We start from the raw sequence: 24,162 nt of genomic DNA, 5'->3' as shown, positions 1-24,162 counted from the left end.
AAATATATAAATTGAAAACTATTCCAATTCATTATTATGAAGTCTAGTGGATGTGGTAAAGTAAACTTATATAATTGGAGAGGACTGACTCGATTTGGGAAATGTACGTTATTGGCTGCCCGGAGAGGGACGTGGAGAGATCGCCGCTAGATTGATCTATGTCAGTTCCGCAATTTATGAAGGTGATTGGTACAGCATGCGCCATTCTCATAATTTCTCAGAACTGTTTTACGTTCGAAGCGGACGTGGGAATTTCATTGTAGAGAACGAAATCTATCCCGTGCAACAGGACGATCTTGTCATCGTGAACCCGAACGTGGAGCATACCGAGGTATCTGTTAGTAGCGATCCTCTAGAGTATGTTGTGCTTGGAGTTGAGGGATTAAGCTTTGACTTCGGGGATCGAAGTGGTAGCCGGAATCATGAGATCATCAATTATCGAAATCAGAGAGATGAGCTATTCTTCTATTTCAAAGCAATGCTTCGGGAAACAGAAAACAAGGATGAAAATTATGAAGCCATCTGTCAAAACTTACTCGAGGTTGTTATCATTATTTTAATGAGAAGCTCTGGTCATCCATTCTCCGTCGTGGCTACCCAAAGGGCTAACAAAGTATGTAGTCGGATCAAGCGGTATATCGACTCGAACTTTGCGGAGGAGATCTCGCTTGACTATCTGGCAGAAAAGGCACATCTCAGTAAGTATTATCTAGTACATACGTTTGCGAAGTTCTATGGCATGTCGCCCATTAACTATTTAATTGAGGTCAGGCTTCGTGCGAGCAAGGAGCTATTAGAAACCACGGATCTTTCTATTTCACAAGTAGCGGAATCTACTGGATTTTCCTCTCAAAGCTATTTCTCTCAAAGTTTCCGCCGGAGCTGCGGTCTAACTCCAAGCGATTACCGAATTCAGACCAAGAGAGTAGTTCAATGACTATATGGATTTCAATAATTCTGAACGTTGCAAATGGGCATTAAAAAAGATGACTCCTGATAAATTCAGAAGTCATCTACTCACTGACTAAGAAAGGTCTTCTTTTTCCAACTCTCCACAAATACGGTCACAGTTCAACCTTCGCTAGAAGAGCCTTTCTTTTACTCCTCTTTACTTTGTCAGATTCAATGCTCTATATATCATTGCGACAAACTCTGCACGTGTCACGGGTTCATTTGGATTAAATCTACCATCGGATCCATCTACAATTCCTGCTTGTTGTAGTAAAGTAATGGCTTTATAGTACGGATGGCTTGGTGATACATCAGAAAAAGCTACCGCCTCACGTATTGGTTCGAACTCAAAAGCACGCATGAATATCAGGGCCATATGTTGTCTCTGGATTGATTCATTCGGTTGGAACGAGCCGTCTGGATACCCCGTAATCATACCTTGACTAGCTAATTCCTCAATCATTCTTTGTGTCCAATGTCCCGAAGTGTCATTAAAACTCAAAGTCGGCTTTGGATCTGGGGAAGTGTTTGCAATCCATTTCGCATACAATTTTGTATTTTTTGTCACACGATCGGTTATAATATCCCACTTTTGGTTCAACGCAACATCTTGATACCAACCTCCAAATATAAATCCTTCCTTAGTGGGTGTTGGAAGCTCTGCTAACCTTGAATTATTTACTACAGATAGATTGACTATAACGTTCCCGCCATTGGTTTCAAAATACACCGTTAAAGTTGGTGAGGCTGTTGGAATATAACCTCCTCCATTATTTCCAGAGGAACTATTACCCATCCATTTTGCATACAACGTCGTATTCGCTGTGACCAGATCCTTCGAGAAGATCCACTGGTTTGTTAATGTTGTCTCTTTATACCAACCACCAAATGTATAACCTGGCTTCGTTGGTGCACTCGGTTCAGTTGCCGTTTCATTGTATGATTCATTCTGAGTCGCTACGATACTTCCTCCATGTGACTCAAAAGTCAATGTATAATGATTAATATTCCAGGCTGCATATAGGATGACCTTAGCTGTGCTTATATTGAAAGCATCATTCACCACATAATTTGTCCCACTTCCATCTGCTTCGGTATTCCAACCCTTAAAGGTAAATCCCGTTTTGACTAGACTTCCAGTATTATTAGCTACTGTTACACTTTTCCCAGTCTCATAGGTTTGACTATCTATGGGTACGATTCCTCCAGTAGCTCCATTTCCATCGTAGCTTACTCTATATTTTAAGATGCTGAATGTAATGGTAATCGAGTTACCTGCAGCATCTGTAACAATAAGTTCATAGGAATCTTCAACATCTATAGGCGATCCGCTTATAAAGGAATTGCCGTTTAATGTTGCGGTACCTTCATTAAATGTAATTGTTCGTGAAGAACTATAGCTCTCTCCATCTTCTACACCTTGGACGATCGGAGCTGTCATATCAAGAATAATACTATCTTGAGCTGAGCCGACAGTGCCTGCATGATCAATAAACTGTACATAAACTGTCTTGTAATCATCCCCTGTTGGCAATGTAAATGTATATGTCTTGCCTGCTATATACAACTCATTAGCTGACCAAGTCAGATTGTCACCGGAGAACTTTACATACACGACATCCGTCACTCCTACCGCGGGTGTGATCGCAAGATTTACTTCTTGCTCTGTTGTATACGCATCTCCGTTATTAATAACTACAGTGCCCGTTGGGGCTACCGTATGTAGTGTAATGGTTGACGTGTATGGGGGAGATTCATTTCCTGCCCCATCTATGAGCTGTATCGTTACTGCTTTTGCTCCATCGACACTTCCTATAGGAAGTAAGAAGCTACTACTGTAAGCAATCGTCGTTGGTGCTGATCCATTGACTGCATATTTGATAGTTGCAATATCGGTTACGCCTGTTGCTGGTGTCACTTCAACCACTACATTCGATTTATTCGTAAAGGCTTTGCCATCATTCACAACTATTTTACTCGTCGGAGGAGTTTTGTCTATCGTAAATCGCACCATTTCTGACTCAATTCCTGCTGTAACAATTAGAGTGTATACACCTTCTGCTGTGACAGGTGTACCACTCGTAAAGGGGGATCCATTCAATGTTGCCGTACCGATGTTGAATTGTGGTATAACATTGTACTATATTTATCACTCGTACTTCGGTAGCCAGTCGCCGTGTGCTTCAATCATATCGTCGCACATCGCAACGATATCATCGATTGAAAGTTCTGCAGCCGTATGCGGATCTAGCATCGCCGCGTGGTAAATATGCTCGCGTTTACGGCTCATCGCTGCTTCAATCGTTAGTAATTGTGTATTAATGTTGGTTTGGTTAAGTGCAGCAAGCTGCGGTGGCAGGTCACCCACATACGTTGGCGTTACTCCACTACGATCCACTAGACAAGGCACTTCGACACAGGCCTCTTTTGGAAGATTCGTAATTAGGCCCGTGTTCATCACGTTACCACCAATTTTATATGGAATTCCCGTCTCCATCGCTTCTAGAATATAGGATGCATACTCATGCGAACGTACATGACTTAGATCTTTATTGTTGACCATGTCATCCCGCATCGTGGACCATTTCCCGATCTGATCGACACAGCGGCGTGGATACTCATCCAGTGGGATGTTAAAGCGCTCAATCAGCTCCGGATAGTTACGCTTGATGAAATATGGATGATATTCTGAACTATGCTCAGATGACTCCGTCACATAGTATCCGAAACGGAACATGAGCTCGAAACGTACCATATCGCTGTGCTTGTCCTTTTGCTTCTCTCGTGCACGCCGCTTAATTTCCGGATATAGATCTACACCATCCCTCTTACACTCCAATAGCCAAGCCATATGATTGATTCCAGCAATTTTAGTCTGTACGCCTGTCGTATCCATTTCTAAATTCATTAATAAATCAGGCATACATGTCTGAACACTGTGACAAAGACCGATGGTTTGGATACTGCCATATGTACTCATAACGTTCGTTAACACCGCCATCGGGTTCGTGTAATTCAAGAATAGTGCCTCTGGACACACTTCCTGCATATCACGGGCGAAATCCAAGACCACCGGAATGGTCCGTAAATTACGGAAAATGGCGCCGATCCCTAACGTATCTGCAATCGTCTGCCGCAAGCCGTACTTCTTGGGTATCTCAAAATCAGTAATCGTACATGGATCATAACCTCCCACTTGAATGGCATTGATCACAAATTTCGCACTACGCAGTGCCTCTTTACGATCCGTGTAGGTTTTTATCCGGCAGGTACTACCCGATGTATTTTTTATATTATTAAGCATATTCTCTGAATCCTTAAGCCGCTCCATATCAATATCGAACAGCGCTAATTCGAAATTCTGAAGTGCAGGCGTCAGCATGCAATCTCCTAGTACATTTTTGGCAAAAACCGAACTTCCAGCTCCGAGAAATGTAATCTTATCCATCATTGACCTCCTAAGTGTGATAGCGTTTACTATATATATACTCTACACTTCACATTGGAATAATCACATAGATGAAATCCACTTCTATATGGAGATTTGTAGTTTCTCGTATATAATGAACTTATAACGGATGGAAGAAAGGAAACAACCATAATGTCGTATACTCAACCTTCGGTTGCGATAAATCCTTTTCCCAGCAAGGGTGAGCTCGTCGTGCTCTTCGCTGGTCAACAACATACAGAACCTTCCCATTTGGCTGGTCCTCAGGTGTTAGACTATCATTTGGTTCACTATGTCGTTTCGGGCAAAGGACGCTTTCGTTGTTTGGGAAGGGATTATGAGTTGGGCCCAGGAGATCACTTTTTCATTTTCCCAGGGGAACTTGTACGTTATGAATCCGACAAATCGGACCCTTGGCACTACCGCTGGATTGGCTTCAAAGGAGACTTGGCCGATCAGTTGCTGAGTCTACAGAACATTTCTCCACATTCTCCTACGCTACAGTCAAAGAAGAGTTGTAACATCACCATGTTGTTTCACAATGTATATCGTGTACTCCATGCCGGGGATGCGGCATGTGACCTGCGAGCTGAAGCTTATTTACGTCTGTTGCTTGCCGAATGGGTCAAGCATAAAGGCTCCGTTCCCGCCCGTAGCGAGTTCGAGCATCCAACACAGCATCAGGTAGAACATGCCATTCGTTGGCTCAATCTACAATATTCCAAGCCGATCACTATTGGTGAAATGGCCTATTCGCTCGGTTATCACCGCACTTACTTATCCAAGATTTTCAAGCAACAAACCGGATTAACACCGATGGGTTACTTGCAAAATATCCGTATGGAACGTGCCAAGACGCTACTTCTGGAACGATTGACCATTGAGCAGATCGCTTCCTCTGTCGGATATCAGGATGCACTTTATTTCTCCAGACAATTCAAGAAATGGTGCGGGGCCTCGCCGACGGAATACCGCTTGCAGCAACCCGGACGAGACTATGGTTGCAGGTAAGGCTGGATTCTTATTGCTCATTGTTAGTTTACGGATAGTATCATATCAAATGCTTTTTGCCATCAAGGGCAAGAGCCTCTAAAGCTCCTAATAAAAACAGGAAGCGGGGATTCACCCCTGCTTCCTGTCCTGTATTACTGCGTCTATTTCAATTGATAAACTCTTGCTTCATAGGGTTTCAGGCTAAATGAAGCAATCTCTTCATTCGGATTAACCTCGTAGTTCGCAATAAGCAATTTCTTATCCGCAAATTTTATATCATTCGGTAGTTTAAACAAGGCTTGTTCTTCTGAGAAATTGCATATGATCAGTATCTTCTCATCGTTCAGGCTTCGAGTAAAAGCATATATTTGTTCATTATCAGCTAAGAGCAGCTCATATTTTCCATAAACGATATTAAGATTTTTCTTACGTAACTTGATCAGCTTTTTATAATAATGATATATTGAATCTTTATCCTCAACTGCCGCATCCGCATTAATGACTTTATAATTAGGGTTTACAGCTATCCATGGCTGCCCAGTTGTGAAACCTGCATTAGATTCTTTCGACCATTGAACCGGTGTTCGCGCATTATCTCTTCCCCGTTCATGGATCGCTTGCATGATTTCGTCCGGTGTAAGAAGATTACCTTCCATATAATCCCTATACGCATTCAGAGTTTCGATATCCCGGTATTGATCCATGGATTGAAATGCAACATTGGTCATCCCAATTTCTTCACCCTGATAAATGTAGGGTGTTCCCTTCAACATATGAAGGCAAGTAGCGAGCATTTTTCCGGAAATGACCCTATACTCTTCACTGTCATTTCCGAAACGTGAAATAGCCCTTGGCTGATCATGATTACTCCAGTACAAACTATTCCATCCATCTTCTTCAAGCCCAACTTGCCATCTGGAAAAGATCGTCTTTAAGTCCGTCAGCTTCCATGGAGCTGGTGTCCACTTGCCAAATCTGCCGTTGCCAACATCCACGTGTTCGAAATGGAAGACCATATTTAACTCATTCCGGTCATTGCCTGTGTACAACTTCGCTTCTTCCGAACTTACACCAGGCATTTCACCAACCGTGATGGTATCATACTTGGATAACACTTCTTTGTTCATCTCTTGCATAAATTCATGGATGCGGGGCCCGTTAGTATAATGTGGGCCCCCGTTTCCATAAGGGTTGCCATTCACCGTTCCATCCAGGAATCGCTGATCCTTGGATATAAAGTTAACCACATCCATTCGGAACCCGTCGACGCCTTTGTCCAGCCAGTATATCATCATGTCGTATACTTCTTTTCGTAAATCCGGGTTCTCCCAATTTAAGTCAGGTTGTTTTTGACTAAATAGATGCAAATAATACTCATCCGTAGATGGATCATACTCCCACGCACTCCCACCAAAAGAAGCACCCCAATTATTCGGCGGATTCCCTTCTTTACCAGGTTTCCAAATATAATAATCGCGATACGGATTATCCTTGGACGATCGCGATTCGATGAACCACGAATGCTCATCCGAGGTATGATTCACAACCAGATCCAACATAATTCTGATATTGTGCTTATGAGCTTCCTCCAACATTTCATTGAAATCGCTCATGGTTCCGAACTCATCCATAATGTTTCGGTAATCACTGATATCATAACCATTATCATCATTCGGCGATTTATATACTGGGGACAACCAGATAACATCAATACCCAAATCCTGCAAGTGACCCAGCTTTTGAGTAATTCCTTTGATGTCACCAATGCCATCCCCGTTGCTGTCCTTGAAGCTACGAGGATAAATTTGATACACTATGCTTTCTTTCCACCATTTTCTCTCCATCTATACTCTCTCCTATCCAGAAGTAAGGTTACTATTTAATCGCACCCTGGGTAATACCATTAATAATCCATTTTTGTGCGAACAGATACACAATGACCATAGGCAATAAGGCCAGCAGATAAGAAGCGAACGCTAGATTGAAATCGGTACCGAACTGTCCCTGAAACACATATTGCACCAGTGGGAGCGTGTAGGAATCTTGGTCTCCCAGTAAAATTAGCGGTAACATGAAATCATTCCATGACGACAGGCAGGATAAAATTCCGACCGTTGCACTGATTGGCGCAAGGAGAGGAAAGATGATTTTCCAATATGTCCCCCATGTCGATGCCCCATCAATGTTCGCTGCTTCTTCAAGCTCTACCGGAATGGAGCGGATATAACCCACATACACGAACACATTGAATGCAAGGCCGTATACGACGTTGAGAATGATCAGTCCCATAATATTGTTCATATGCAGGTCTGTTGTCACCTTAACCACAGGTAACATAATGATCTGAAACGGGATGAACATGGCACTGATGAAATAGAAATACAGCCCTTTGAAGAACCTCTGTTTCATATTTCGCGCAATCGCGTAAGCCACCATAGAATTTGTCAGCAGAATGAATACGACTGAAGTAATAGTTATAACGGCACTGTTCTTGAAGGCATTGAAGAAATTCGTCGCCTTAATTGCATTACTGAAATTCTCAAAATGCAACCCCGTTGGCAGTGCGAAGATCGATTGAGCCATTTCCGCCGGGTTCTTCAGTGCGATGCTGACGGTCATATAGAGCGGGAATAAAATGAGCAGAGAGCCCAGTGCAACGAGTATAGTAATGGTCCAGTTCGTCTTCTTTGTCATCACATGTCCATCTCCCGTTTCTGTAGAAATTTAATCTGAATCACGGAGATCACGGCGATAAGAATAAAGTAAATGACGGCATTGGCCGATTGATAGGCAAATTCTCCGCCTTGAAATCCTCCTGTATAAATAAGAAGCGCAATCGATTGTGTAGAGCGTCCCGGGCCGCCTCCCGTAAGGGCAACAATCTGATCAAACACCATCAGTCCGCCCTTCATGGCAAGTACCATGTTAATGGTAAAGGAAGGAGCCAGAAGTGGGAACGTAATGTTCCAGAATTCTCTGATTTTTCCTGCACCATCCAGATTCGAAGCCTCGTACAAATCCTGTGGTATCGTCTGAAGACCGGCCAAATACAAAATCGTGTTAAACGCGATACCTTGCCATACGCCAACTATAACAATCCCAACCCACGCCCAATCAGCGTTTCCGAGAATATTTTGCGAGAGAAATTCACTACCTATTTTTTCTCCCCAGACAGTAAAAACATTGGAGAACAAGTAGTTGAAGATAAAGCCGATAATCAGGACGCTGAGAATGTTGGGCAAGAAGTATACGCCGCGAAAAAAGTTTTTGAATTTGATCTTAGCGTTCAGTCCTAGCGCAATAAGCAGGCTGATTATATTAATGAAGATCGTCATGATAATGGCATACTTGAAAGTGAACAGGTAGGAATTCATCACATTTGAATCTTTAAAGAGGTTCACAAAGTTCTTGATTCCTACGAAACCGTAACTCTCGCTGAAGCCATCCCAATTCGTAAACGCATAAAAGATTCCCTGTAACGTAGGAAATGTATGAAAGGCAAAGAACAATAGAACTGCTGGGATGGTCATTATGTAAAAGGCGATGCGGCGTTTAGCCATTAGTGTGTCTCCCTTCTATACTGCAAATAAGAAGAAACGGATGTACCGTCCCTTTTTAAAGTTCGGTATCCGTCTCTGTGACATATAAGGTTAAAGGATAGAATGCAACTCTGTATTATTTACGATTGGCAACTTTGTCCCACTCGGTGTCGAGTGAAGCTAGATAAGCGTCAATATCCTTCTCTTGCAAGAAGCCTTGAATGATTGAATCTAACTTCATAGCCGCAGGGATATAGTGATCTGCGAAATCAATGAGATGGCCATTTTTGAATGATTCCGTCAGGTCAGCAACACTAGCATCGTCTAGTGTAACACCTGTCACTGCAGAGAATGCTTTTTGCTCAGAGATATATTGCTTCACATTGTCCGGCTGAAGTAAGAAGTCCACAAATTTCTTAGCTTCCTCTTTGTGCTCCGAACTCTTAGAAATGGTAAGTATAGTATCTACACCGGAAACGAGTTTGTTCTTGGCTGGATCATTCGTGCTTGGGAAGGGGAATACACCCAGTTCAATATCCGGATTACCCTTTTGAATTTCTGGAATAGCCCATACTCCCTGCAGATACATTGCAGACTCACCCTTGGCAAAAGCGGTGTTGCCGTCGTTATATCCCTTGCCGTAGATATCCTTTTGAGCAAAGTCCAGGAGCTTCAGTTGCTTCTCAGCAATCTCACGATACGTATCCTTGAATGTTACACTGCCTTCCGCGCGCTGGGAGAAGAAATCAAGGCCTGCGATATTACCCGCCAGTGAGTTGAACTGGTGAAGGGATGTCCATGCATCTTTTAGTGTGAGATAAAAGGCGTTCTGTCCAGAATCCTTAACCTTTTGGGCAACTGCAATGAATTCATCCCAGGTTGTTGGAACAGTAAGTCCTAGCTCCTTGAAGATTGCTTTGTTGTAAATAACGCCGTTAGCATTTGTTGAGAAAGGAATGCCGTTCAACTCTGTCAGCCCGGTCATGCCTTTCAGCATATCCAGATAAACCGGTTGAATGTTCTCAATAAGCGGGTCATTCGTGAAATTCTCAAACAGTCCGCTTTTGGCAAGAGTCGAGAACGTATCCGTTGCGCCCGTTCCGATGACGTCAGGAATATCCTGTTTCGCAACGCGGGTCTTTAGAACCGTTTCTGCATCCGGTGGATTTACTTGGGTTACCTTAATGTTCGGGTTAGCTTCATTGAACTTGGTTACGAGCTTGTCGAAAGTAGCTTTAGCTTCAGTCTTGTTCTGGAAGAATTCAATTTCCACCGTCTTACCAGAAGCTCCTTCGGAATTACCACCATTATTGCCACATGCACTAAGTAAAGAGATCGCCAGTACGCCTACTAAAAGAGGTTTAATTACCTTTTTCATCATCTATTCCCCCTGAGAAAATTAATTTGTTGGTTATTGTGATCTGTGGTTATTCCTTCACCCTCAACTTAATTCTTGAGAGTAAACGTTTACGTTCTTTTGATGTGTTAACCTTTTCTCCTATTTCTGATCCCTCTCTCTCGTAATAACCATTTAATTTCAGATGGTAAACGTTTACGTTATATTGAAAAAAACTTTAGGTAAGTTTCCTTACCGACTGTCTTTCAACAATCTTATGAGGCATAATACTGCTTTCTGCTACGCAGTCGTTCTCAATCATATTAATCAGCTTCCCTGTAGCTAATTTCCCCATTTCATACAGCCGCTGATCCACTGTTGTTAAGGGGGGCACTGCCATTTCAGCAAGCTTCAGATTATCGTAACCGATTACGGAAATGTCTTCTGGAACCTTGAGACCATGCCTCGCAGCAACGGACAGAACTGCAACTGCCATCTCGTCACTCGCTGCAAAGATAGCCGTAACCTCCGGCGCAGTCTGAATCAGCTTCTCCATAGCTATACATCCATCATCAAACTCGAAATTCCCAAAGACCAGGTGAGACTCCTTAAAGGTTATCCCATAATTCTGTAACGCCTTCTGGTAACCTTCTATTCTCGTGATGCCAGCCATTTTATCAGTCACAGATCCGCTAACCATGGCAATTTCCCGGTGACCATTTAAGATCAAATATTCCACCGCATCATATGCTGCCTGCTTATCATCCACTTTGATGTAGGGAACGGAAGCGTAATCCGTTTTGGTAGATACCAATACCACAGGTGCTTTCATCGCTTGTAGCACTTCATAATACTCTTCATTCAGCATTTCGCTGGAGAATATAATGCCATCTACCTGCTTCTCACGTAGCACATGCAGATATTTCATCGTACGCTTACCATCTGCATCCGTATTACAGACAAAGACGCTATAGTTATGGTCGTTGGCGTACTCTTCTATACCATGGAGAATGTCCGCAGAGAAGTAACTTGATACAGTCGGGAACATTACCCCGATCGTCTGCGTCCGCTTATTGATAAGGCCGCGGGCGATTGCATTAGGCTGGTATCCTATTTCTTTAATAACCTGATTCACCTTTTGCTTCGTTTTGTCCGAATACCCGGAAAGATTATTCAGTACCCGCGAAACAGTAGCGATAGATACATTAGCTTTCCTTGCTACATCTTTGATCGTTGGATTGCTTGAAGCGTTTGGATTCATATCAATTCCTCTTTAACCTGTCTTACAACAGTAATGTAAACGTTAACTTTTTATTTCATGAAATGTAATACTTCCTACGTAAACGCTTACCTAAAATATAAATGTTGTTTTTATTTTTGTCAACCATTAATGACTATAAATATACTTTGGGTCAAACCTAATATTCCGCAAAGCCACGATTTCGTTGAGTTAATGGTTTCAATCAAAATACAATTGGCTTTTGAGGTTTGGAATAATCAAAAGGAAAAGAGGCACCGGTTGAGTTTACGAACTCAACCGATGCCTCTTTTTTTACACAATGGAGTAACAATATGGTCAAACGGCGTTTCCCATGCGGAAAACCCTTTGATGCATAAGGGTTTTAATCCCTTATTACATCATGCCGCCCATACCGCCCATGCCGCCCATATCAGGCATACCTGGTTTTTCTGGTTCTGGCTTGTCAGCGATAACTGCTTCAGTAGTCAAGAACATTGCAGCTACAGATGCAGCATTTTGCAATGCTGAACGAGTTACCTTAGCAGGGTCAACGATCCCAGCTTCGAACATGTTTACCCACTCATCAGTAGCAGCATTGTAGCCGATTCCGATAGCTTCTTTCTTCAAGCGTTCCACAATAACGGAACCCTCTTGGCCAGCATTAGCTGCGATTGTACGGATTGGTTCTTCAAGAGCGCGCAATACGATGTTTACGCCTGTTCTTTCATCGCCAGTCACGTCTACAGCATTTACTGCTTTATATACGTTCACGAGTGCAGTACCACCACCGGATACGATACCTTCTTCAACCGCTGCGCGAGTTGCATTCAAGGCATCTTCGATGCGTAGTTTGCGTTCTTTCAATTCTGTTTCAGTTGCAGCTCCGACTTTGATTACTGCTACGCCACCTGACAATTTAGCCAGACGCTCTTGCAATTTCTCTTTGTCGAACTCGGAAGTTGTATCTTCCAATTGAGCGCGGATCTGATTAACACGAGCGTCGATATCAGCTTTGTTTCCAGCGCCATCAACCACGATTGTGTTTTCTTTAGTTACACGAATTTGACGTGCAGTACCCAATTGATCAACAGTAGCAGTCTTCAGGTCAAGACCCAATTCTTCTGTAATCACTTGTCCGCCAGTCAATGCAGCGATATCTTGCAACATTGCTTTACGACGATCACCGAATCCTGGAGCTTTAACAGCAACTGCGTTGAAAGTACCACGCAATTTGTTAACTACTAGCATAGCTAGTGCTTCGCCTTCGATATCTTCAGCGATGATCACAAGCGGTTTAGCTTGTTGAACAATTTTCTCAAGCAATGGCAAGATTTCTTGTGTGCTTGTGATTTTCTTATCTGTGATTAGGATGTATGGATTCTCAAGAACAGCTTCCATTTTGTCCGTATCTGTAATCATGTATGGAGAAATGTAACCGCGGTCGAATTGCATACCTTCCACGACTTCCAATTCAGTAGCGAATCCACGGGATTCTTCAACAGTGATAACACCGTCATTACCCACTTTTTCCATAGCTTCAGCGATCAATTCGCCTACTTCTTCGTCAGCAGCAGAGATCGATGCAACTTGTGCAATGGATTGTTTGCCTTCGATTGGTTTAGCGATACTCTTAAGCTCGATTACAGCTGCTTTAACAGCTTTCTCGATCCCTTTACGGATAACCATAGGGTTAGCTCCTGCAGTAACGTTCTTAAGACCTTCACGAATCATCGCTTGAGCAAGAACTGTTGCAGTAGTTGTACCGTCACCAGCTACATCGTTGGTTTTAGTAGCAACTTCTTTAACAAGTTGTGCACCCATATTTTCAAAAGCGTCTTCCAATTCGATTTCTTTAGCAATGGTTACACCATCATTTGTAATCAATGGGCTACCGAATTTCTTCTCAAGAACAACGTTACGACCTTTAGGTCCCAATGTTACTTTTACTGCATTTGCCAAAGCATCAACACCGCGCAGCATAGAGCGGCGTGCGTCTTCACTAAATCTAATATCTTTTGCCATGGTGATGTATTCCTCCTTATGGATTATATATTACATTTCGTGCATTCCTATGTTCGAGGTGATTAGCCTACAATTGCATGTATGTCGCTTTCTTTCATAATCAAATATTCTTTACCTTCATATTTGATTTCTGTTCCGGCATATTTGGAGAAAAGAACTTTGTCGCCTTCTTTTACTTCAAGAGCAACACGTGCACCATCTTTTACCGCACCGTTACCTACAGCAATAACCTTACCTTCTTGCGGCTTTTCTTTAGCAGAGTCCGGAAGGACAATCCCGAATGAAGTCGTTTCTTCTTGCTCGATTGGTTCTACCAGTACGCGGTCACCTAAAGGTTTGATCATGAAAAATAGCCTCCTTATTAAAATAGTATATTGTGTGAGACAGTACCATCTGTCGAAATATGTATTAGCACTCGACAAGCCTCAGTGCTAACAACCAATTTTTATGATACTCAACTTGGGCACATTTTTCAAGTCTTTTGTACCTATTTTCAAAAAAAAATGTGTAAGCCCTCATACATTCTATCCATACCGCTGTTAAATATGCCCCTATCCTTCTAAATGACATTCTCCATAGAAAAAAAGACACCCCCTTCAGATGAAAGGCATGCCGATGAATGGAATAAGTCCGTTCTACTTAGATCTATTTATCTGTGTCATCTTCTTGCTGATATCTAGCTTCGATCTCTTCATCAGTTGCTAGCTGCTTACGATAGATCAGTGATGATACGAATACACTGAACTCGTACAATAATAAAAGAGGAATCGTCACTAGAAAGTCAGAAATGAAATCCGGTGGCGTGATTACCACGGCTATAAACACAAGTACAAAATATGAAATCTTCCGCATTTTACGTAGACGTAATGGATTCAGAATTCTAATCTTGGTTAAAAACATAACCACAAGGGGTAGTTCAAAAAGGAGTGCAAGAGGAATCACTAAACTAAACATAAAGCTGAAATATTGCGTAATCCCATACGTTTCTTCTAGGCCCATACTTGTGGTGACTGCCGTAGTAAAAGACAGAGCCATTGGAAACACAATATAATAAGCAAAGGAGATCCCTAGTAGGAAAAGAATCAACACAAACGGTACATATCTTAACGCCGCTTTACGTTCGATTTCCCTTAAGCCAGGGCTTACGAAAGCCCACAATTGATACACAATAAAAGGTAAGGATATCACTAGCGATATCACCATGGATATTTTCATGTAGATTCCAATACCATCCCAGAATGAAAAGGCATGAAGTACATAATCCTTGGCCGTATCCGCATCAATTAAATAATGATATATAGGATTGGCTAGAAACAAACCAATGATAAGTCCTCCCAGAAATACACATAACACATAAATAATTCTTTTACGTAGTTCACCTAAATGTTCAAAAATGGACATCTCATCCTGCACTGCAGACATGCTTGTCACCTCGGTTTTCACATCAATTGTGGCCAACACAAAATCCCTCCCCGCAGGAAGGGATCAATCTGTCAGTATGCTCCTGACGTACTATTCTGGAAGGCGTTTATTTTCTAACTCATTCGGAGTATTGGTAGCTTGTTTCACTTCAGTCTTCTGTGGAGAAGCTGAATCCTCCATAATGTCACGTGCTCCATTTTTAAATTCCCGGAAAGTCCGTCCTACAGCACGTCCTAATTCAGGTAATTTGTTGGGGCCAAATAGTAGTAACGCTAATATTACAAGCAAAATAATACCTGGAGTTCCAATTCCCATAATGAATTCCTCCTTATTTAAAAACAGTATCGCTATCCTTAAGTACTTGTGTTAAATCTATAAATTCAGCTAACACGAACACTAACACAATATTTAATATACGAATTATACCATAACTTATATCACATAAACACAGCTATTTTCGTTACTAATTCGCCATTATATATCGTTCTATTGACGATATTGACCTGTTACCATTAGGAGCGCTTCAGGCAACTGATCCATAATCGCCGCTAGAGATTCGTGTACGCCCTTTGGAGTGCCCGGAAGATTCACTATGAGAGTTCTGCCTCTAATGCCACAAATACCTCGAAAGAGCATTGCAGAAGGGTTACGCTGCATTACTACTCCCCTCATCGCTTCTGACATCCCAGGAACCTCACGTTCAATAACCTTTCTAGTTGCCTCTGGGGTAACGTCGCGGATGGCCAGTTCTGTCCCACCTGTCGTTAACACTAAATCTGCTCTGAAATAATCGGTTAGTTCAATGAGTGAGGCCATAATCTCATCTTGTTCATCGGGGACGATGCGGTATTCTACGATCTCTCCGCCCAATTCTTCTTCCACCAACTCCCGGATGACCTGGGCACTCGTATCTTCGCGCTCACCCCTGGATCCTTTATCGCTAGCAGTTAAGATCGCTGTTTTCCACACCATGTGATCACCCGCCTCCTTCTCTTCTTATTCTACCCTCTATTTTTAAGTGTTAAGTTGATAATCTCCGCTCTTCCCACCACTCTTCGACTGTAGATAAGTGGGTCCAATCACCATATCCTTTTGAAGCGCTTTGCACATGTCATACACTGTTAGAGCTGTAGCAGATACGGCGGTTAATGCCTCCATTTCTACCCCTGTCTTTCCAGTCGTCTTTACAGTTGCATCTATGTATAGTTCATTATGATCATTGTCAGTGAAATGAATATTTATGCCTGTGAGTGATAGGGGGTGACACATTGGAATCCAATCGGATGTTTTCTTCGCAGCCATTACACCTGCTACTTGCGCTACCGCAAGTACATCACCTTTGCCAATTAACCCAGCTTTAATCTTCGCAAGCGTATCTGGTGCCATCGTAACCGTAGTGTGCGCAACAGCAGTCCGTGCGGTCACTTCCTTGTCCGATACATCCACCATACGTGCTCTACCTTGTTCGTTGAAATGAGTCAATTCCATTTATTAAACCTCCTTATTGCAATTCACAACGCCATTCTCAGTAACGAGAATATTTAGCATTGCATCATGTCTATCCATGGGTACCTGGTGCACGACCTGCATTTCATAGCCAAGTCCGATCAAAATTGGAGGGTTCTTATGATTAACGTATGGCTGTAACCGCTCAAGATATCGATCATAATAGCCGCTGCCGTAACCCAACCTTCCACCTATCCTATCAAAGGCCAGTCCCGGTAAAATAATTACATCTGGAACAAAGTCATGTCTAAGAGCGCTTAAACGCAAAGGATCGGGCTCTTCTATTCCGTAAGCACCTGGTTCTAATTCATTCCAATCTCGAAGTGGGTAGATCTCCATAGAATACTCTCTAGGATCACATCTAGGAACAAGTACTTGTAAGCCTTTATTCCATCCCCATTCAATTAAACTTCTTGTATTTAGTTCAGAGCGAAACGGAATATAGACTAGAAAATGACTTATTCTCATAGATTCCATCTCTTGTGTTATATGACGAATAGCTTCATTAGACCACTGCTCACGTTGAATACTGGAACATGCATTTCGAGCTTTTGTCATAGTGAGACGTAAGTTTTTTTTAACATCGGATAATGGGTGATTATTCCCGTTCATTCCCATTCAGCCGCCTTTTCTATGTTTACGTATACATATGTTTTGCCTATAGTGTACCACTGTTGCTTTCTTTTCGCCAAGATCGGACTGAAGTCCTGCAACTGAAGTCGCGTAATCCCTCCATTTCATGTAAAATAACTAACAAGTAGAAGCGGACGTGCTGTCCTTTTTTCAAGAACAGAATCCGTTATATCGGAAATATTAGCAATATATTATCATGGATCAATATTTTCATATATACGCAAATGGATTTAGATACCTCAGCGATTATGAAATTGATCATGTGAGACTTAATGCTTTCTTATCATTTAAATAAGAACAAAGATGGAGGTTTCTATCGCATGTTACTTCAAGCTACTGGAATTAAAAAACTATACGGAGTTCATCCGGTTCTCGACGGTATAAATATACAGATTCTTGAAAAAGAGCGCGTCGGTCTCGTAGGTGTAAATGGTGCAGGTAAATCTACCTTTCTACAAATTCTAGCAGGGGAAATATCCCATGATGGAGGACAAATTTTCAAAGCAAAGGAAACTACGATAGGCTATCTTGCTCAGAATAGTGGTCTTCAATCCGATCGAACACTGTGGGAAGAAATGCTAGCCGTGTTTACTCCCTTAATCGATGCCGAACAGGAACTACGCTTAATGGAGAGTCAAATTGCTGATCCTGTTTCGATGGAGAATCCTAAGAAATATCAAGATCTATTAGATCGTTATGCAGTTCGTTCCGATTGGTTCAAAGATCATGGCGGTTACGAAATGGAGACCAAGATCCGCAGTGTACTTCATGGGATGGGGTTCGGAGATTTTGCACCTAATACGCCAATCTCAACACTTAGTGGTGGGCAAAAGACTCGTCTTGCGTTAGCACGTATTCTTTTATTAGCTCCCGACTTACTTATGCTGGATGAACCTACGAATCACTTGGACATTGCGACATTGACTTGGTTAGAAGATTACTTACGTTCATATTCAGGTTCATTATTAGTCGTATCCCATGACCGTTATTTCTTAGATCGTCTAGTAACAACCATCGTTGAAATTGAACGTCATCAATCCAAGCGTTACACGGGAAATTACAGTCGATATGTTGATCTAAAGGCTGCTGAATACGAATCACAAATGAAACAATACGATAAGCAACAAGGCGAGATTGCCCGTATGGAGGATTTCGTTCAACGCAATATCGTACGCGCCTCATCCACCAAGAGAGCACAGAGTCGTCGCAAATCCCTTGAAAAAATGGATCGATTGGATAAGCCACTCGGCGATCTGAAGAAGGCACACTTTTCTTTTGAAGTAGAATATTCGTCAGGTAAAGAAGTCCTACAGGTCAATGAGCTGTCTGTCGCATTTGATCCGTTAGAACCTTTATTCCAACATGTATCATTTGATATGCGTCGAGGAGAAACCGTTGCCTTAATCGGACCTAACGGAATTGGGAAATCCACCTTATTTAAATGTATGCTAGGTACACTCGAACCTGCTGCCGGCAATATCCATTGGGGAACGAAAGTGAAGATTGGCTATTATGATCAAGAACAGACCAATCTAAATTCGAAGAATACCGTTCTTGAGGAGCTCTGGAGTGAGTACTCTCATATGGATGAAGCTCGTATTCGTACGGTACTTGGCAACTTTCTATTCAGTGGCGAGGATGTTCTCAAGAAAATCTCTGCTCTCAGTGGGGGTGAGAAGGCTCGAGTTGCATTAGCTAAACTCATGTTGCTAGAAGCTAACATGCTCATCCTGGATGAGCCTACCAACCATTTAGACTTATTCAGTAGAGAAGTGCTTGAGTCTGCATTAATCGATTATGAAGGGACTCTTCTATTTATTTCACATGACCGTTATTTCCTTAACAAGATGGCAGAACGCATTGTTGAGCTCTCTCCAACAGGTACTGAACAGTTCCTAGGAAATTATGATGATTATACCGAAAAGAAACAAGAACTAGCTGAAATACAACAAGAGGCACTTCTTGCGGCAAAAACAAGCTCGAAATCAGACATCCCTTTAGATTCTATGGATACTTCTGGAGCTTCTTCATTCGAAGCGGAGAAATTAGCCAAACGTGAAGAACGTAATCGTCAACGACGACTGGTTACATTAGAAGAAGAGATACATGTATTAGAAGAGGAAATTACTGATCTAGAAAACAAGATGGCCCTCCCAGAAATTGTTCAAGATTATATGGCTCTACAAGAACATCAACAGAAGGTCGATTTGAAAAGAACCGCTCTCGAAAGCGTGTATAGCGAATGGGAAATCCTTGCTATGGAATAAGCAAAAAACATTCGTAAATGCAATGATATAAGAAACACAAAAAAAGTTTATTTCATATATTTGGGGTTATGCACAATGTTATCCCCGTAAAACGTGCATAACTCCTCACAAAAAATAGCCCTAAGGGCTATTTTTTTGCGTTTTAGTGCGTTTTTTCCGAATAATCCACTTTTATCCACTAAGTTATGCACATTATCCACAATTTTCTTGAAAATAATATCCACGGTTTCAAAATCAATTTCAAGCTAGATATATTCCTATTCGAGCTTATTTGTACACAATTCCACTTGGATATGTGGATAACCTTGTCCACATCTTGACAAGCTTATTTGTCTTTCTATAGAGACCACCAAAGTAACAAATAAGAATGGTTTTGTTGACTAATTGTTCTTACTCTTGTGGATGACAGCCATCGTGCACCGCGCGCTAGGAGTTACGCGAACGATCAGTCTTGCAATCACTCAGTCATCTCTACGTTAGACTGAAGAATTGAGGGATATTTTGAAAGAGCGCTATTACAAGCGGCAACATATGCAAGACCGGCAGCCATCACAATATCTTGATGGATTGCTGTCCCTCGATAGGTCTTATCTTCCCATACCACCGTTACGGCAGCTTCGGCATGCGCCTCTTCACCTGTACTAAGAGAATGTAACTCCAGATCACCAAATACGATCTCTGCATCAATCCCTTGGCTAATCGCTGATATTAGTGCTTCCAGTGGTCCTTTCCCTGCAGCGGTATGAACAGATTCTCGATCTTCATGTAGATGTCTCAGTGTGACAGATGCAATGCGCTCTTCTGCACTTCCCGATTGTACCTGAACTTCTCCAAGTTCAAAGTTCTGAATCCTTTTGCCTGTCGTATGACTGACCATCTTCAGCAGCAAGTCATCGGTGACCACTTTTAAACGATCCGCAGTGTCCTTAAAGGACCCATAAAGGACTTCCATCTCTTCATCCTTCATCTGAACTCCGTATCTAGCTATACGATCTTTCAGAGCATGTCGACCCGAATGTTTACCTAGAATAATCATGTCACGTGGAATACCTAGTGATTCAGGACTCATAATCTCATAAGTACTTCGATCCTTTAAAAGTCCATCCTGATGAATACCAGACTCATGCTGAAATGCGTTACGACCTACAATAGGCTTGTTATAAGCCATCGGAAAATGCATGGAACTACTAACTGCCTTCGATACTCCGTATAACTTCTCCATCGATATACCTGTTGTATAGTTCAGCGAATCTTTCCTTACTTCCAAAGCCATGACCAATTCTTCAAGCGCACAATTTCCTGTTCGCTCTCCAACTCCGTTCACCGTCACTTCAATCTGAGATGCTCCATTCTCAATCGCAGCAAGGCTATTTGCAACTGCAAGGCCCAGATCATTATGGCAGTGAGCGCTATACAGGACACCCGCTCCTCCTCTTGCTCCCTCACGAACTTTCCGGAACATATCTCCATACTCCCTCGGTAAAGCATATCCTACCGTATCTGGTAGATTGATCATGGTTGCTCCTTCTTCAATCACAGCCTCTACGATCTCAATTAGGTCATCTATTCCTGTACGAGCAGCATCCATAGCTGTGAATTCAACATGCTCACTAAATTGTTTGGCGTAAGCGGTCATCTCACGTGCCTTAGCTACGACCTCCTTACGACTCATACGCAATTGGTACTTCAAGTGAATGTCCGATGATGACAAGAAGAGGTGAATTCGACGACTTTCCGCATCCTTTGTAGCTCGAACAGCAGCATCAATATCTCCCTTTACAGCTCTTGCGAACCCGCATATTTCTACTTGCCGAAACTGCCGCGATATAGCCTCTACAGCCGCAAATTCACCTGGACTTGAGATTGGAAACCCTGGTTCCAACACATCTACCCCTAGCTCAACAAGCTTAGCAGCAAGTTGCACTTTCTGCTCGGGCTGTAGGCTTGCACCTGGTGCTTGCTCCCCGTCACGTAGCGTTGTATCAAATATATTAATCTTTGGCGATGTTGGTTGGTTTGTCATTTTATGACCTCCTAAAAGTTTTGTGAGCAATGCTCCTTTGCTGTACTCTTCGTAACAAAACTAGCTTCGGAAGCATGATCCATTTTGAAGAGTTAATTTCTTCTCTGATTAGTCTTCGTTTCAAAAAAACACCTCAGAAGCATATTCCCGATATCAATACTCCACTATAGTGCGTTCAGAGCGCGCCGCCATGTGTGTTCCATCAACAACAATAGAACATTGGAGATTCACCCTTCACCCTCTCCCGTGGCCGATTACTATCGTATTTACATGGAAAATCTCCCGTTAAATTATCGTAAAAACCACTAATTCTTTGTCTAACTGGAATTTCTCCTGTCAATCTAACCCGTTACCCGTTATTTTCGCTTCAAATTCGGAATTAGATGGATATTTTCCAGTTAGATGGTTTTCTAATAGCATTTAGGTGATATTAACTGGAAAATTTCCTGTTATTCATCTTCAGCTCATCAGGAGCACCACATTTTAGCCTTTAATTCCTCACTCCAATCCTTCATTACCTTCAAACCTCATCCCTCACTCCAATCCTTCCTTCATTCAACCTCAATCCCCTGATCATTCATTCCTTCGTTCAACATCAATCCTTCATTTCCTTCATTTCCTTATTTCCTTCAAACCTCATTCCTTCACTCCAACCCTTCCTTCCATCGATCATCATCCTCATCTTCATCCTCACCCTCGTTCCCTCACTCCCTTCACTCCGTCATGGCCCTAGGACGTAACGCCAGCACACACAAAAAGCCTGCCATCTCTTATAAATAAGAGACGACAGGCTTTCACCCTCCGCGGTACCACTCTTGTTGGTGCCTTATCGACATGACTGTCTAAGCACCCCACTTTGTTCTTTATGACCGGCTGTATGACCGTGTGCATAAAGATCTCCCTTTAACGGTGGATCACCGAACTCATGTACACTTCCTAAGTGGTTATTCAAAAAAGTCACCTTATGATCACGAAGTATGCCAAGTGAGTAATTCGGCATCGAATATCGATCTTGCGATAAGATAAGGTTTAAGGTAAGGTTCAAGCTTAGATAATACATCATCTAAAGTTTGTTCTCACATCTGACTTTTTGAACTCGCACTTAGCAAAGTTCCATGAAAATTAACTCCCGGGCGAGATTCAAAGGGGATTGCCACTGTGTCACACCAATTCCACAGCTCTCTGAAAGACATTAGCCTTTTACTACTCCCGATCATGGTCTGTATTGATATCTATTTGTGTATACAAAAAAGCCCGTCATCTCTTAAATCAAGAGACGACAGGCTGTTCACCCATTCGCGGTACCACTCTTGTTGTCCTTCTTACCTATGTAAACATAGGATCATTAGAAGAACCCCTCAAACGCCATCAGCCATAACTCACAATACGCTGGACTGACAGGCTTACCCTCTCACGGAGGTCAACGTAACGGTATACTTCCCCGGTGTGCACTACCAGGACTGCGACGAATGATTACTCGCCGTGTTCCACCATTCCGCTCCCAAGCGAGTTCAGGTCCCCTCGACTGCGTTGCACCATCCCGCAGCTCTCTATAATTATAATATCCCGGGGTTTACCTTACTACTCTTGTTCATCACGTTTGCTTCTATCTGAAATTTAAAATGATTATATCTACCCTAGATAAAATTGTCAATATAGGAATAACGTAAATAATAGTTCATCCCAACACTCATTACCACACCATTTATTCTAAATTATTGTTGCCCCAATCTTCTAAGGAAAGTTGTGGATCTGCCTTCATATCAAGAGATGTGAAGTATTGTTCCTTCCATTTGAGATAGGCTGCAGCTCCAATCATGGCAGCATTATCTGTACAATATTCAAATGGAGGAATGGAGAGATCTATTCCTTCTTTGGCACATTGTTTACTGAGTTCAGCTCGAATCCCACGATTAGCCGCAACGCCTCCACACAGTAGAAGTTGCTTCACATCGTAAGCCTTCACTGCACGAATCGCCTTCGTAACAAGTACATCCACGACGGATTCTTGGAATCCACGAGCAATAGCGGCGGACATAGGCTCGTCTCCACGCATTTTTCGCTGATTAATAACATTTAATACGGCAGACTTCAACCCACTGAAGCTGAAATCATAGGATCCCGGTTCTAGCCATGCCCGTGGCAGATCGATCGTCTCTTCGGACTCCAACGCCATCTTATCTACATGAGGTCCACCAGGATAAGGGAATCCAATGGACCGTGCTACTTTGTCGTACGCTTCCCCTACAGCATCATCCCTTGTACGTCCGATCACTTCGAAATGACCCTCTTGCTTCATATAGACAAGCTCTGTATGACCCCCAGATACAACCAATACCATGCAAGGATATTGAATTTCACCAATTAATCGATTGGCATAAATATGTCCTGCGATATGATGTGTACCAATAAGTGGTTTAGATATAGCGACAGACAGGCTCTTTGCAGCTACTACACCTACCAATAATGCCCCTACAAGTCCTGGACCTTGCGTCACAGCAATGGCAGATAGGTCACTCATTTGGATTCCTGAGGCAGCTACCGCCTCATCTAACATTAAGGTGATACTTTCTACATGTTTACGTGAAGCCACTTCGGGTACAACTCCACCAAAAGCTTTATGCGTCTCAATCTGACTTGCGATCAAGTTGGACATCACTTCATGTCCATCCTTCACGACAGCCACAGCTGTTTCATCACAGCTTGTCTCTATGCTTAAGATATAACAAGATCTCTCTTCATTCTTGTGTTCATTCATCAATCTAACGCTTCCTTCCCTACG

The 24,162-nt window shown here is 42.4% G+C and carries 19 protein-coding genes; 3 read left to right on the top strand and 16 right to left on the bottom strand.

Features of this window, described 5'->3' with window-relative positions:
- Positions 1–94 precede the first annotated feature (94 nt).
- Complete coding sequence (locus tag AC1D7X_RS14390) at positions 95–937, top strand: helix-turn-helix domain-containing protein (protein ID WP_495454860.1); 843 nt, start codon at positions 95–97, stop codon at positions 935–937.
- Between the two features lie 171 nt (positions 938–1,108).
- Here AC1D7X_RS14390 and AC1D7X_RS14385 read toward each other — a convergent pair whose 3' ends face one another.
- Complete coding sequence (locus tag AC1D7X_RS14385) at positions 1,109–3,052, bottom strand: InlB B-repeat-containing protein (protein WP_495475484.1); 1,944 nt, start codon at positions 3,050–3,052, stop codon at positions 1,109–1,111.
- 48 nt (positions 3,053–3,100) lie between these two features.
- On the bottom strand, positions 3,101–4,399 hold the full coding sequence (locus tag AC1D7X_RS14380) for an alpha-glucosidase/alpha-galactosidase (RefSeq protein WP_495454858.1): 1,299 nt from the start codon (positions 4,397–4,399) through the stop codon (positions 3,101–3,103).
- Positions 4,400–4,552: 153 nt separating this feature from the next.
- Here AC1D7X_RS14380 and AC1D7X_RS14375 point away from each other — a divergent pair, with 153 nt between their 5' ends.
- Positions 4,553–5,410, top strand: coding sequence for an AraC family transcriptional regulator (locus AC1D7X_RS14375; RefSeq protein WP_495454857.1), 858 nt, complete (start codon positions 4,553–4,555; stop codon positions 5,408–5,410).
- A 143-nt stretch (positions 5,411–5,553) separates the two neighbouring features.
- Here the strand turns inward: AC1D7X_RS14375 and AC1D7X_RS14370 are convergent, their stop codons facing one another.
- The 12 genes from AC1D7X_RS14370 to AC1D7X_RS14315 form a co-directional block, all read right to left on the bottom strand.
- Positions 5,554–7,236 (bottom strand): glycoside hydrolase family 13 protein, encoded by a 1,683-nt coding sequence (locus AC1D7X_RS14370; RefSeq protein ID WP_495454856.1) that lies wholly within the window; start codon positions 7,234–7,236, stop codon positions 5,554–5,556.
- A 31-nt stretch (positions 7,237–7,267) separates the two neighbouring features.
- A complete protein-coding gene (locus AC1D7X_RS14365; protein WP_495455285.1) occupies positions 7,268–8,086 on the bottom strand; it encodes a carbohydrate ABC transporter permease in 819 nt (272 codons plus the stop codon).
- Entirely contained in the window at positions 8,086–8,952 is an 867-nt protein-coding gene (locus tag AC1D7X_RS14360; RefSeq protein ID WP_495454855.1) for a carbohydrate ABC transporter permease, read from the bottom strand. The genes AC1D7X_RS14365 and AC1D7X_RS14360 overlap by 1 nt, the downstream gene beginning before the upstream one ends.
- Positions 8,953–9,067: 115 nt before the next feature.
- Positions 9,068–10,309 (bottom strand): ABC transporter substrate-binding protein, encoded by a 1,242-nt coding sequence (locus AC1D7X_RS14355; RefSeq protein WP_495455284.1) that lies wholly within the window; start codon positions 10,307–10,309, stop codon positions 9,068–9,070.
- 196 nt (positions 10,310–10,505) lie between these two features.
- Complete coding sequence (locus AC1D7X_RS14350) at positions 10,506–11,528, bottom strand: LacI family DNA-binding transcriptional regulator (protein ID WP_495475483.1); 1,023 nt, start codon at positions 11,526–11,528, stop codon at positions 10,506–10,508.
- A 372-nt stretch (positions 11,529–11,900) separates the two neighbouring features.
- Entirely contained in the window at positions 11,901–13,529 is a 1,629-nt protein-coding gene (gene groL, locus AC1D7X_RS14345) for a chaperonin GroEL (protein ID WP_495454853.1), read from the bottom strand.
- 62 nt (positions 13,530–13,591) lie between these two features.
- Complete coding sequence (gene groES, locus AC1D7X_RS14340; protein WP_495454852.1) at positions 13,592–13,873, bottom strand: co-chaperone GroES; 282 nt, start codon at positions 13,871–13,873, stop codon at positions 13,592–13,594.
- A 301-nt stretch (positions 13,874–14,174) separates the two neighbouring features.
- Positions 14,175–14,951, bottom strand: a complete 777-nt coding sequence (tatC, locus tag AC1D7X_RS14335; RefSeq protein WP_495475530.1) for a twin-arginine translocase subunit TatC — start codon at positions 14,949–14,951, stop codon at positions 14,175–14,177.
- A gap of 90 nt (positions 14,952–15,041) precedes the next feature.
- Positions 15,042–15,266, bottom strand: a complete 225-nt coding sequence (gene tatA / locus AC1D7X_RS14330; protein WP_495454851.1) for a twin-arginine translocase TatA/TatE family subunit — start codon at positions 15,264–15,266, stop codon at positions 15,042–15,044.
- A 171-nt stretch (positions 15,267–15,437) separates the two neighbouring features.
- Entirely contained in the window at positions 15,438–15,923 is a 486-nt protein-coding gene (locus AC1D7X_RS14325; protein ID WP_495454850.1) for a MogA/MoaB family molybdenum cofactor biosynthesis protein, read from the bottom strand.
- A gap of 42 nt (positions 15,924–15,965) precedes the next feature.
- Positions 15,966–16,439, bottom strand: coding sequence for a cyclic pyranopterin monophosphate synthase MoaC (moaC, locus tag AC1D7X_RS14320; protein ID WP_495454849.1), 474 nt, complete (start codon positions 16,437–16,439; stop codon positions 15,966–15,968).
- Between the two features lie 3 nt (positions 16,440–16,442).
- Complete coding sequence (locus tag AC1D7X_RS14315; RefSeq protein ID WP_495475482.1) at positions 16,443–17,069, bottom strand: 5-formyltetrahydrofolate cyclo-ligase; 627 nt, start codon at positions 17,067–17,069, stop codon at positions 16,443–16,445.
- A gap of 341 nt (positions 17,070–17,410) precedes the next feature.
- Here AC1D7X_RS14315 and AC1D7X_RS14310 point away from each other — a divergent pair, with 341 nt between their 5' ends.
- Positions 17,411–19,357, top strand: coding sequence for an ABC-F family ATP-binding cassette domain-containing protein (locus AC1D7X_RS14310; protein ID WP_495454847.1), 1,947 nt, complete (start codon positions 17,411–17,413; stop codon positions 19,355–19,357).
- 457 nt (positions 19,358–19,814) lie between these two features.
- Here the strand turns inward: AC1D7X_RS14310 and AC1D7X_RS14305 are convergent, their stop codons facing one another.
- Positions 19,815–21,380 carry a 2-isopropylmalate synthase gene (locus tag AC1D7X_RS14305; protein WP_495475481.1) on the bottom strand — a complete coding sequence of 522 codons (1,566 nt, stop codon included), beginning with the start codon at positions 21,378–21,380 and terminating at the stop codon, positions 19,815–19,817.
- A gap of 1,705 nt (positions 21,381–23,085) precedes the next feature.
- Positions 23,086–24,138, bottom strand: coding sequence for a tRNA (adenosine(37)-N6)-threonylcarbamoyltransferase complex transferase subunit TsaD (gene tsaD / locus AC1D7X_RS14300; RefSeq protein WP_495475480.1), 1,053 nt, complete (start codon positions 24,136–24,138; stop codon positions 23,086–23,088).
- Positions 24,139–24,162: the final 24 nt, after the last annotated feature.

It is taken from the genome of Paenibacillus sp. Y568 (assembly GCF_059445545.1).
This window is presented reverse-complemented; position numbering and strand designations above follow the sequence as displayed.